This is a genomic window from Fenollaria sporofastidiosus (genome assembly GCF_943169635.2).
Classification (GTDB): domain Bacteria; phylum Bacillota; class Clostridia; order Tissierellales; family Peptoniphilaceae; genus Fenollaria; species Fenollaria sporofastidiosus.
Genome location: NZ_OW968186.1, coordinates 1579210 through 1591404, shown reverse-complemented (window position 1 = coordinate 1591404; position 12195 = coordinate 1579210). Strand labels below are relative to the sequence as shown.

10 protein-coding genes are annotated in these 12195 nt (G+C 38.4%); 7 read left to right on the top strand and 3 right to left on the bottom strand.

Features of this window, described 5'->3' with window-relative positions; translation table 11 throughout:
- The first annotated feature begins 1 nt into the window (after position 1).
- From KO172_RS07895 to KO172_RS07885, 3 genes are all read left to right on the top strand, one after another.
- The gene (locus tag KO172_RS07895) at positions 2–778 is read left to right on the top strand and encodes a type III pantothenate kinase (protein WP_215493277.1); all 777 of its coding nucleotides are present in this window, start codon (positions 2–4) and stop codon (positions 776–778) included.
- Entirely contained in the window at positions 771–1754 is a 984-nt protein-coding gene (gene dusB / locus KO172_RS07890; protein WP_215493275.1) for a tRNA dihydrouridine synthase DusB, read from the top strand. Before KO172_RS07895 ends, dusB begins: the two co-directional genes overlap by 8 nt.
- Positions 1755–1842: 88 nt before the next feature.
- Positions 1843–2976 carry a phosphodiester glycosidase family protein gene (locus KO172_RS07885; RefSeq protein ID WP_215493273.1) on the top strand — a complete coding sequence of 378 codons (1134 nt, stop codon included), beginning with the start codon at positions 1843–1845 and terminating at the stop codon, positions 2974–2976.
- 132 nt (positions 2977–3108) lie between these two features.
- Here KO172_RS07885 and KO172_RS07880 read toward each other — a convergent pair whose 3' ends face one another.
- From KO172_RS07880 to KO172_RS07870, 3 genes are read right to left on the bottom strand one after another with little or no spacing between them, the layout of a single operon-like run.
- Complete coding sequence (locus KO172_RS07880; RefSeq protein ID WP_215493271.1) at positions 3109–4518, bottom strand: ABC transporter permease; 1410 nt, start codon at positions 4516–4518, stop codon at positions 3109–3111.
- A complete protein-coding gene (locus tag KO172_RS07875; protein WP_215493269.1) occupies positions 4508–6673 on the bottom strand; it encodes a COG1361 S-layer family protein in 2166 nt (721 codons plus the stop codon). Before KO172_RS07875 ends, KO172_RS07880 begins: the two co-directional genes overlap by 11 nt.
- Complete coding sequence (locus tag KO172_RS07870; RefSeq protein ID WP_309557691.1) at positions 6657–7382, bottom strand: ABC transporter ATP-binding protein; 726 nt, start codon at positions 7380–7382, stop codon at positions 6657–6659. Before KO172_RS07870 ends, KO172_RS07875 begins: the two co-directional genes overlap by 17 nt.
- A 217-nt stretch (positions 7383–7599) precedes the next feature.
- Here KO172_RS07870 and KO172_RS07865 point away from each other — a divergent pair, with 217 nt between their 5' ends.
- From KO172_RS07865 to KO172_RS07850, 4 genes are all read left to right on the top strand, one after another.
- Positions 7600–9618: a heavy metal translocating P-type ATPase gene (locus KO172_RS07865; RefSeq protein ID WP_215493267.1), complete on the top strand. Its 2019-nt coding sequence runs from the start codon at positions 7600–7602 to the stop codon at positions 9616–9618.
- Between the two features lie 123 nt (positions 9619–9741).
- Complete coding sequence (gene map / locus KO172_RS07860; RefSeq protein WP_215493265.1) at positions 9742–10500, top strand: type I methionyl aminopeptidase; 759 nt, start codon at positions 9742–9744, stop codon at positions 10498–10500.
- On the top strand, positions 10501–11853 hold the full coding sequence (locus tag KO172_RS07855) for an MATE family efflux transporter (protein WP_215493263.1): 1353 nt from the start codon (positions 10501–10503) through the stop codon (positions 11851–11853).
- A complete protein-coding gene (locus tag KO172_RS07850) occupies positions 11850–12188 on the top strand; it encodes a DUF1667 domain-containing protein (protein WP_215493262.1) in 339 nt (112 codons plus the stop codon). The genes KO172_RS07855 and KO172_RS07850 overlap by 4 nt, the downstream gene beginning before the upstream one ends.
- Positions 12189–12195 lie beyond the last annotated feature (7 nt).

Sequence of the window (12195 nt, the reverse complement as noted above, 5' to 3'; positions counted from 1 at the left end):
TATGCTATTAGCAATGGATGTCGGCAACACTAACATAGTTTTAGGCTTGTTCGACGATAACAATATGATAGAAAGCTTTAGACTATCGACAGATAAGGATAAAACTTTGGACGAGTATGGCATTATATTCCACGACTTTTTGAACTTTGCCAAAGTTGATGCAAAGGAAGTAAACGCAGCCATAATCTCATCGGTTGTTCCGCCTGTGACAGGTCCACTTATTGATTCAATTAAAAAATATTTTGGTGTAGATGCAGAGCTTGTAGGCAAGAACCTAAAGACAAAGATCAACATCGTTATGGATAATCCAAAGGAAGTAGGCTCTGACAATATCGTAAACTCTGTTGCCGTAAGAGCCATCACTAGTAAGCCAGCCATAGTCATAGATCTTGGCACAGCAAACACATACCACTACTTAAACGAAAAGGGCGACTACCTTGGCGGAGTTATCACACCTGGCTTTAAGATATCGATGGATGCTTTATCAGAGAGGACATCGAAGCTTCCACGAGTTGAGCTTGAAATGCCTGAGCACGTGCTTGGTAAGAACACTGTTGAGAGCATCAAAAGCGGTATTATGAACTCAAAGATAGGTGAGATGGACTACATTATAAAGAAGATTTTGGAAGAGATAAACAAGACTAAGGAAGAGGTTTTGATAGTCGCAACAGGCGGACTTGCAGAGAAAGTTGCCAAGTACAGTGATTATGTGAACCTAATCGAGCCAAACCTAACATTATTAGGTTTATATGAAATTTATAAGATGAATCATGCTTAAGATTGCAAACTATGAGATAAAAAACGGCCTTGTACTAGCGCCTATGGCAGGCTTTACAGACTACGCCTTTAGGCACATAGCCTGCGAGCTTGGAGCAGGTATGACGGTCTCTGAGATGGTAAACGTCAAGGGCATAATTCACGATGACAAGAAGACCTTAGATCTAACAAAGAGGATAAAGGACGAGGCTATATACGCGGTGCAGATATTTGGAAGCGATGAAGATGACTACAAAAGAGCTATAGAAGATTACTTAAACGCTATGGACATGGATATCATCGACATTAATATGGGCTGCCCTATGCCAAAGATTACAAAGAATGGTGACGGCAGTGCTCTTTTAAAAGACACAGAGAAAGTATATAAGGTGGTCAAGGCTGCAAAGAGCGCCTCGACTAAGCCCATCACAGTTAAGATACGTATAGGCTGGGACGATGAGCACTTAAATGGCGTAGAGAACGCTAAGGCTATAGAAGAAGCAGGAGCAGACGCAATCACGGTTCACGGAAGGACGAGAGAGGCCTTCTACACAGGATGCGCAAACTGGGACTACATCAAAAAAGTTGTGGACGCAGTCAAGATACCTGTCATTGCTAATGGTGATGTTACGAGCCTTGATGATTACAAGAAGATACTTGAAGTGACAGGGGCAAGTGGAGTCGCAATAGGCAGAGGCGCGCTCGCAAATCCATTCTTATTTAAAGAGATTGAAAGCTACCTAAGGGGCGAAGAGTATACCTCGGAAGAATATCAAAAGATAGACGTCGCACTAAGGCACATGGACCTTGATTTAGAACTATATCCAAAGGAGCTACTAAAAAACAATATGAAGAAGCAGCTCTTGCAGTACATTAAGGGTTTAAGGAATGCGGCGAAGGTAAAGAACGCCATCTGCGAGAGCAAGAGCTTTGACGAGATACATGATGTGCTACTTAAGTATAGAGAGTATTTAAAAGGCAATAAAGAATATAATTAAAGCCAAGAGATGAATCTTGGCTTTTTACTTGCAATTATTTTTTCTTTCTTATATAATATAATAAATAATATAAAGTGAGGTAGATATTATGAAGAAAAAAATTATGGCACTAGCTTTTGCAGCGATGCTACTTATATCTCAAGTTACATCCTTTGCAAAGGTTGAAGTGAAAACAGTTAACCTTAGAGGCAAAAGTGTTAATGTTACGACTATCGATTTAGATGAAAAAACTGAAATAAAGGTTGCAAAGCCAAATGGAAAGCAAGTTGGTACAGCAGCATTTACTGATTTTGTGAACTCATATAAACCGAAGGCAGCCATAAATGCAAATTACTTTGAAGCATACAATGGCGGCAAGTTCCCATATGGAACACAAATGACTGGAGGAGTAATGATTAACATGGAAGGCGCTAATGCAAACCTTATTGTATTCGATAAGAACAAGGCGAAGATAGTGCACGGAACATTCAAGTACAAAGGCTACTTAGATGGCAAGAGAAAAAACGAGTGGAACAACGGAACACAAAGCATGGATTTTAATCTATTTGACGCTTGGTATGTAAATGTTAAGCCAACAGATACTAGCGGTGTATATATATTTAATTCGTTCAGAAACGCTCCTACTACAGTTACAGGCGGCTATGCTATAGAAGTGGTTAATAACACAGTAAAGAAGGTTTACAAGGCCAATGGCGAGCTAACAGTGCCTAAGGACGGCTACCTTATTTACTACGGAAGTGACTTTAGTAATAACACATATGTTACTGATAGATTCAAAGAAGGAAGAACTGTTGAGATTGAACTAGTTCTTAGTCACGTAGTTGATGGTAATACAGTTGAAGACAAGACATTTGACTACAAGGGAGAAAAAGTTCCATTTGCTAAACTTAGCGAAATTATATCAGCATCACCTATGCTTATAGAAAACTCCAAACTTGTATATGAAAAGCATGTAGCTGGTATGGAAGCAAAGATGACAAAGGGAGCAGGCGCAAGAAGCCTTATAGGTATAAATAAGAACGGACAGTTGGTTTTAGCTACAACATCAGGTACTATGGGCCAAGTTGCAGGTATAATGCAAGACCTTGGCTGTACTGATGCATTTAACCTTGATGGAGGAGCATCAAGTGCTATGTATGCAAACGGTAAGTATCTAAGAAAAGCAGGTAGAGCACTTAACACAGTCTTAGTCATTAGAGACCAAGTTAAGCCGGCTAAATAATTTAATTTGCATAATGTATATGGCGATGGACATCTAGAAGTTCATCGCTATTTTGTTTGTAGCAATAAATTTATATAGGAACTACACAAAAAAAGAGTGAGCAGGTATATTTTGCTCACTCTTAATATATATTTAGTTTTGTCTCATCGCTTCAAGTGCACTTAGCTTAGTTGCTTTCTTAGCAGGGAAGTAACCTGATACTATACCTATGAGTGCTGAGAAGACAAGGGATGCTAGTGCAAGCCATACAGGTATGATTGACATCTTTAATTGAGATGGATCAAAGTCTGGTGAGAAGCCTCCTCCTGACATATTACCTGCAAAGCCATACTTTACGCCCAAGTAGTTAATTAGGGCACTTATCAAGTAGCTGAGGACTATACCTGCGAGACCGCCAAGTAGACCTATGAAGGCTGATTCTGTAAGGAACATCATCTTTATATCAGAGACACTCGCACCTATAACCTTCATGACACCAATCTCTTTTGTTCTTTCATATATACTCATAACCATGGTGTTCGAGATACCTATGGCTGCGACTAGTAATGATACGGCACCGATGCCGCCAAGTATTAGTCTTTGTGTTTTAGATGAGTTATTGATTTCGACTAAGATATCGTTAAGCGAGTGAGGCTTAAGTCCCATCGCTTCGATTTGCTCTTGAACTTTTTGAACATTGTCAAAATTGTCTACCTTAACCTTAATGTTGTTGTATTTGTTCTCTTTGTCATCACGACCGCCCATCATATATCCGCCATACATATTTTGATTGGCACCAGATTGTAATTTTTTGGCATCCTTTTTTATTTTTCTAAGGTATTCTATCGGCATTACGATGTAATAATTATTTTCATAGTCGTCATCTCTAAATACACCAACAGCTTCTATTGGGTATTTTTGCTTAGGTTTGTTAGGCTCGTCACTTTGACCTTCTGGGTCGTAGCTGCCACCTGTGTCTAAAGTAAGAAACATCTTAGTTGTAAGAGGATCTCTTTCTTCATCTTTTGATGGTCCATTCATACGAGGCCTTTGCGGATTGCTTAGCCATCTAAGAACGTCTCTACCCATAACAACTTGGTTCATATCGCCCTCTTGTAGAAGTCTACCGCTATCTAGCTTTATGTCGAACTTTGCATACTCTCTAGGATCAACACCTAAGATAGTAGCGTAACCTTGTAGGTTCTTGACATTAATTTGTGCTGAAAACTGCTCAGTAGCTAAAACTGCATCTACATGAGGAATTTTTTTAAGCATCTCGACAGTAGCATCATCAAGCTTTGCGACCTTATCAGTCTTTGGCTTCTTTTTGCCATCTTCATCCATATCGCCACCATATCTATTGGCAGGGTAGATGTCGATTTGGGTTAACGAACCTGCTGCAGCAAGTTGCTTTCTAGTTGAGTCTGTCATACCAAAGCCTAAGGATATCATCATGATGATGGATATTGAGCCTATAACTACACCTAATACTGTTAAGAATGTTCTTAATTTACGTCTATTAAGATTTCTCAAACTCATCAATATTAGATCTTTAGTTTTCATCTATATTCAAATCCTTTTCTTTCTTTTTGTTTTTAAGCTTTTTAAATACTACAAAGCCTATAGCTCCTAAGATTATTAAAGCTACTGGAATATAGAATAGTGGCTTCTTAAACCAAGGAGTCTCTCCCATAGCTCCATCTGGCATTGGCATACCGTCTGGTCCAGCGTTAGGATCCATTGGTGGAGCTTCTTCTACTGTTATGTTAAGCTCTTCTTCCTTTTCCTTAACTTCGCCTGTTGAGTCTTCGTAAGTAAATTTAACCTTAGCCTTTAACTCACCAGCTTCATTTGGCATGATGGTGCCTTCATAAACATCTTGTCCGCCTGGGTTGAAGTTACCGATGTAGTATGTGCCGTTATTAACTGTTGCGTTGTCAGCTGTTAAAGTTACCTTGAAGTTATATAGAGTAACCTTACCAGTGTTGTAGAAGTTACAAGTGATAGGGATGTTGTCGCCTACCATAGCGTTTGTTTGATAGTTTATTGGGTCTATATCAAGCTTTGACTCTTGATATACTGGTACACCGATATTTTCACTTGATTTATATTCGTTATTTTCGTCATCTTCATATTCAAAGTTAGCTGTTATATTGTAAGTTTTAGCTGTTGCATCTGGAACAACAAACATCTTTATAGTCTTTTCAACCTTGCCATTTGGAGGTATTCTTCCTATATAGAATGTATTTGAGCTGTCAACTGGTGTGAAAACAGATGAGCCAGCTGTGTTTGAATCGCTTTTACTTGTGTCTTGGCTTGTTAAGTCTATCTTAATATTCTTAACAGCCTTTTTAGCGTTTGTGTTGTAGAATGAAAGATTCATCTCGAATTCGTTTCCAGCAAGTGGAAGCTTTGGAGTGAATTCATACTTGTCTATGATTAACTTTGGTGTTGACTTCTTTGCGTCCTTGCCATCGCCAGCATTGTCTGGATTGTTTAGGAAAACTCCAGCAATTTGTTCAACAGTCTTTGGCTCTTTTGTATCGGTGAAGTCATCAAAGTATTCAATCTTGATGTTGATAGGGTAGTTCTTTGTAGCTCCGCCCTTTGTTGTAAAGAATTTGTAGCTAACTGTTTCCTCCTCGCCAGGAGCTAGGTCTCTAACAAGTATTTCAGAAACGGTTCTTGAAACAACACCTGTTGGGTCTTCGCTCTTAGCAGTAGCTCTGATCCTCTTTGCAACGGATTGACCTTGGTTTCTAAGCTTAAAGCTTACTTCGAATGTGTTATTTACTCCAAGAGTTGCAGAAGGGAACTTTAAGTCTTGTATGATTAGCTGTGAGCTTTGTGAAGCGTCGCCACCAATATTAACAAAGACAGAAGTATCTTCTTTTATAGTCTCTTTATTAAATTCACTCTCATAGCTAAGAGCAGTTTTTAGTTCGTATGAACCAAACTTTGCTGTGTTAGAGACGTTCATTTCATAATAAATATATGTTTTCTTACCTGCTTCAATGCTTCTAACTTTTTGAGTAGTAGTTCCGTTTCTTAATGCAAGGCCTGCTTCTGCAAGACCTGAGATATTTAGTTCAACGTTTCTTGCTAAGATATCAGAAATATTTTCAATTTCAAAGCCAACTGCTAAAGATCCACCAGGGGCAACGTTATTATCTGGCAAGATATCAACTCTGTTAATCTTTAGTTGTGCCTTTCTTTGGCTGCCCTCCTTAACTCTTATATAAGCTTCACCCTCAACTTTAACAGGTGAAGCAGTATCGTCGCCTCTACGCTTTGCTTTACCTACAAGGCTGATTCTGTAAGTACCTGCTTCGGCATTTTCAGGAATTCTGACTCTTACCTCGGCACCATTGATCCCGCCGTATGAATTAATAACGTAGCAGTTATTAGGACTATCGCTTGTTGCTCTTACTGAGTAAATCTCATAATTGCCAGCAAAATTATAATATCTACGGTAACCAGGATTATCTTGTTCAAAGTATATTGTAGTCTCATCACCTGGTTTCACTTCTTCAGTAGATGTTGACACCAAAAATAAATCATCTTCAACAACTGGAGTAGGAGCTGGTGCTGGTGTTGGTGTTGGTGTTGGTGTTTCACCAGGTTTACTTGGATCACTTGGTTTACCTGCATACATATTCACACTCAAGGTGCTTATTATCATTATAGCAATTAATAAAATGCTAAATATCTTCTTCACTTAATTGTGCCTCCTTTTTATCTGTGTTCATTTCATCCTTCTCAATCATACCGTCACGCACGTGAACGATTCTGTCAGAGTAGACTGCTGTTTCTAAATCGTGAGTTACTATGATAAGCGTTTGCTTGTCTTTCTTTGTCATAGTAGTCATTAGTTCCATAATCTCGACACTAGTCTTAGTATCAAGGTTACCTGTCGGTTCGTCTGCAAAGACTATCTTCGGTTTGTTTACAAAAGCTCTAGCTATACTTACTCTTTGCTGCTGACCACCACTCATCTCGCTTGGTTTGTGCTTCATTCTATCTTTTAGGCCTACCTTTTCAAGTAGATAAGCACTACGCTCATCTCTTTCTTTCTTAGATATGCCTTTAAATATTAAACCTAAACCTACATTTTCAAGTGCGGTTAGGGTAGGGATGAGGTTATACGACTGAAACACAAAACCAATGTTTAGCTGTCTAAACTTTGTTAGGTCATCTTCATTAAGATTCTCAATGTGTATGCCGCCGACAATTATTTCACCCGAAGATGGCTTTTCGAGTCCAGCCATCATATTCAATAGAGTAGATTTACCTGAACCGGATGGTCCAACAATACATATCGCTTGCTCCTTATAGAGAGTCAAGTTAATGCCTTTAAGTACAAGAAGACTTTCTTTACCGATCTTAAATGCTTTCTTTAAATTTTTCAGTTCGATAATTTCTTGCATATTTCCTCCTTTACTATATAGCTTAATTATAACATATATCATATTAACAATGTATACAAAAGTGTTAAAAGAGAAAAAATATTTAAAAAAACTATTGCATTCTTATAAGCGATGTGTTATATTAATATTGATATATAAATATATGTTTATGCGTTTGTATATAAAACGTATGAAGCATATATTTAATTAAATGCAATATGACACAGAGGAGGCAGCTATGGAAAAATTAATTTTAAACGGACTTACTTGTGCTAACTGCGCACAAAAGATAGAAAGCTTTGCAAAGAGTCATGACTCAGTTGAGAGTGCGAGCCTTGACTTTATTAACTCAACTCTAAGCATAGAGGTAAAAGAGGGAAGTGATGCACAGCTTGTGCTAAGAGAGATTACGAGCTACGTAAACAACTTAGAGCCAGATGTCTTAGTTACAAGAGGCGAGGACGAGTCTGAAGAGGAAGAGGAGGAAGGCTTCTCAAAACTATTTTTAATAAGGATACTAGTATCGCTTATATGCTTAGGAGCATATTTATTCATTGACAGCCCATATAAGATGGTCTTCTTTATCATCTCATACTTGGTTATCTCATACGACATCATTATACATGGCATTAAAGGAGCTATACATGGCGTATTAGCTGAAGAGTTTTTAATGACTGTTGCAACTGTCGGCGCCATCTTGATAGGTGAGCACCTAGAGGCAATACTAGTTTCGCTACTATATCAAATTGGAGAAATCATTAGTGACATCGCAGTTGATAAGTCGAAGGACAAGATTAAAGAGCTTATAGTTAAGTCACCAGTCTTCGCTACTGTTTTGGATGGCGGTAAAGAGATTAAGACAGAACCATCTGAAGTTAGTATAGGCTCAAGAATCATAGTTCGTGAAGGCGAGTCCATCGCCATAGATGGAGTGGTTCTTGAAGGAAAAGCTAAGGTAGACAACGCCCACATAAGTGGCGAGTCAGAACCTGTTTATGTAGATGCAGATAAAAATGTATACTCAGGAGCCATCGTTAAAGAAGGCTACCTTATCATAGAAACAACAAAGCTTGCAAAGAACTCAACGGCTGCAAGGATACAAGAGCTTGTTAGAAGCTCACAAAGTGATAAAGCGAAGCTTGAAACTAGTGTATCTAAATTTGCTAGAATCTACACACCTATAGTCGTATTCATCGCAGCAATGATTGGTCTTATTGCACCAGTATTAAAAATAATGCCGCTTAAGGAAGCACTTCATACATGCTTTGCCTTCTTAATAGTATCTTGCCCTTGCGCTATAATCATCTCAGTACCATTAGCATACTTCTCAGGTATAGGTAAGATGAGTAAGATTGGTATATTATTCAAGGGAACAAAATTCTTAGATAGATTTAGAAATATAAAGACATTCTGCTTTGACAAGACTGGCACACTAACAAGTGGTAAGTTCAAACTTGTCAATGTTGAAGCAATTGATTTTGATGAAGGCAAGGCTCTTCACTTAGCAAGACTTGCAGAGTATCATTCTAAGCACCCTATATCAAGTGCTATAGTTGATGAGAGAGAAGACATTGATAAAGACGAAATCATTTCTTACACAAGCCTTTCTAATGGAGTAGCAGCCGAAACAAAATACGGCAGTGTAAAGGTCGTTACAAGCGATATGCAAAGTGAGTACAAGGTCTTAGACACATATCTTGACGATAAGCTTATAGCTCACCTTTATATTGAAGATGAGATTAAAGATGAAACAAAGAAACTTGTTACTGAACTTAAAGAAAGAAACATAAAGCCAGTTATGCTTACAGGAGATACTAAGATATACGCACAAAAAGTTGCACACGACTTAGGCATTGATTCCTTCGAGGCAGAACTACTTCCTCAAGATAAAATAAAATTCTTTGAGAAGGAACAAGGTCACGATGGACTTGTTGCCTTTGTTGGTGACGGTATAAATGACTCACCAGTTATAAAGAGAGCAGACATTGGTCTAAGCATGGGAGCACTTGGCTCAGACGCAGCCATCGAAGCATCAGACATTGTTATCATGGACGACAGGATTGAAAAGATAGTAAACATATTTGACACATCTCAGTTCGTTAATAAGATCATACTAGAGAATCTTATATTCACAGGTATAGTTAAGGCAGCCATCATTATACTATCACTATTTATACAATTGCCACTATGGTTAGCAGTCTTTGGCGATGTTGGTGTGACACTTATATCTATACTAAACACATTGAGGATTAGATAATTTAATAAGATATAATTATGTTTAAGAAGTTCACGGTTTATAGGTGTCTATATGGCTGTGAACTTCTTGACATATTAGGCTAAAATATATATAATAATAGAATAGACTTAAAAGGAGTAAGATATGATATATTTAAAGACAAAAGAACAAATTAATAAGATGATTGATGCAGGCAAGATACTTGTAAGCGTTCATCATGCGCTAAGAGACAAAGTAAAGGAAGGCGTAACAACTATGGAGCTTAATGACTTTGTTGATGACTTCATCGTTAGTCAAGGAGCATACCCAGAGCAAAAAGGTTACGAAGGCTTTCCATTTGCCATATGTGCATCAGTCAATGATGAGATATGCCACGGCTTTCCAAGTAAGGACGTTGTTCTTAAGAACGGAGACATCATCTCCATCGACATGGTTGTTAACTACAAGGGTTGGATGGCTGACTCATGTTGGTCATATCCAGTAGGTAAAATCTCTGAAGAGGATCAAAAATTATTTGACCACACAAGAGAGGCTATGTACAAAGCTATCAGCATAGTTGACGAGAACGTTAGGATAGGCGAGATAGGTAAGTGCATAGAAGATTTTACTAGACCAAAGGGCTACTCAATAGTTAAAGAGTTCATTGGTCATGGAATCGGCAAGAACATGCATGAAGATCCGCAAGTGTTCCACTACAATACTGGAGTTAAAGGACCAAGAATTGTTAAGGGCATGGCCTTTACTATCGAGCCAATGATATGCATGGGCTCTGCGGCTATGAAGCTTGACAAGAACGGATGGACTGCTAGAACAAAGGATGGCAGCAAGTGTGTGCAATTCGAACACACACTAGTATTAACTGACAATGGTGTAATAATAACTACTGATCAGGGTGATGTATAGATGAGGGAATCGAGAGACTTAACACAAGGGGAGATTTCGCCGATACTTTTTAAACTTGCTATACCACTTATGGGCACTTCACTTTTGCAAATGTCTTATCAAATCACAGACATGTTCTGGCTTGGCAAAGTTGGTACACAGGCGGTTGCGGCCGTCGGCATAGTTGGTCAATATCTTTGGCTGATTAGCTCACTGATAATCATGTGCCAAGTGGGACTATCTGTTGGTGTTTCGCAAAGCTTTGGCAAATCCGACCTGGAAAGCACGAAAAACTATATAAGCGGTGGCTTTAGATTAGGCTTTATAATCTCCATGACAATCGCTGCAATATTTATAATTTTTCATAATGAACTTATAGGCCTCTACTCATTCAAAGAAGGCGATGCGGCAGTTCAAGAGCTTGCGAGTGAATACATGGTAGCCATAGCCTTTGGCTTAGGCTTTATGTTCTTAAATCCACTCTTTGCAGCAACATTTAACAGCATGGGTAACAGCAAGACACCATTTATAATAAGCTCTATCGGATTAGTAGTAAACATGGTTTTAGACCCACTATTCATATTCGTGTTTCATATGGGAGCGATGGGCACAGCCATAGCTTCAGTTATTGCAACTTTAGTGATTTTTCTTATATATGTCTTCATAGGCATTAAGAACGACCTAATCTATGTTAGAGTAAACTATCTAAAGAAGGTGCCTTCGGAGATTACAAGACATATACTAAAACTAGGAGTGCCGATGACACTTATGGAAGCCTGCCACGCATCCGTTTCGATGATACTAACAGGTTACTTAACAAAGCTAGGCGCTTATGCGGTCTCAGCTATGTCCATAGGTTCGCAAATTGAGTCAATATCTTGGATGACAGCAAATGGTTTCTCATTTGCAAACACTGCTTTTACCGGACAGAACTTCGGTAAAGGTACATATGATAGAATTATACTTGGCTTTAAAAAGTCGATGAGAATCATGGCGACACTTGGTACAGCAACATCTTTATTACTTATAGTATTTGCTAGACCAATATTCTCAGCGTTCTTGCCAAAAGATCCAGTAGCAATGCAAGCAGGCGCTGACTACTTAAGGATACTTGGATATTCACAATTGTTCATGGTTATAGAGATAGGTGTAACAGGATTTTTCAACGGCATAGGCAGGACGAAAGAACCATCATACTCTGGAGTAGTACTAAATCTAATGCGTATACCATTTGCAATATTCTTTATGAAATACTACGGACTAGATGGCGTATGGATAGCGATATCATTATCATCAATACTTAAGGGTATAGTTGCCTATGTTTGGTTTAAGCTTATACTTAAAAAAGAGATAGAACCGAAGGTGATTGCATGATATTAGAGTGTGTATGCTGCCCAGTTTGTTGCAAGATAAGAATCAATGGCGATGAAATATCTGGCAATCGCTGCGGAAGAGGCTACAATTATGCGAAGAGCCTTCTTCAAGAGGAAGATGACTATGTATATGGTAAGATTAGGATAGATAGTCAGATGGTTTCAGGCTTGCCAGTAAAGACTGATAAAAAAGTAAAGAAAATTTATCACCAAGCAATATTAAAAGAAATATTTAATTTACGCGCAAAAGCACCTATCAATGTAGGCGATGTGATAAAGGAAAATATTTTAGACTTGGATGTAAATATAGTTAGTCAAAAAAGAATACTTAAGTAGGAGGAAT

Bases quoted from the DNA above. Each gene is read 5' to 3' on its own strand.
- KO172_RS07895 (WP_215493277.1), top strand. From the start codon at position 2: ATGCTATTAGCAATGGATGTCGGCAACACTAACATAGTTTTAGGCTTG.
- dusB (WP_215493275.1), top strand. From the start codon at position 771: ATGCTTAAGATTGCAAACTATGAGATAAAAAACGGCCTTGTACTAGCG.
- KO172_RS07885 (WP_215493273.1), top strand. From the start codon at position 1,843: ATGAAGAAAAAAATTATGGCACTAGCTTTTGCAGCGATGCTACTTATA.
- KO172_RS07880 (WP_215493271.1), bottom strand. From the start codon at position 4,518: ATGAAAACTAAAGATCTAATATTGATGAGTTTGAGAAATCTTAATAGA.
- KO172_RS07870 (WP_309557691.1), bottom strand. From the start codon at position 7,382: ATGCAAGAAATTATCGAACTGAAAAATTTAAAGAAAGCATTTAAGATC.
- KO172_RS07865 (WP_215493267.1), top strand. From the start codon at position 7,600: ATGGAAAAATTAATTTTAAACGGACTTACTTGTGCTAACTGCGCACAA.
- map (WP_215493265.1), top strand. From the start codon at position 9,742: ATGATATATTTAAAGACAAAAGAACAAATTAATAAGATGATTGATGCA.
- KO172_RS07855 (WP_215493263.1), top strand. From the start codon at position 10,501: ATGAGGGAATCGAGAGACTTAACACAAGGGGAGATTTCGCCGATACTT.
- KO172_RS07850 (WP_215493262.1), top strand. From the start codon at position 11,850: ATGATATTAGAGTGTGTATGCTGCCCAGTTTGTTGCAAGATAAGAATC.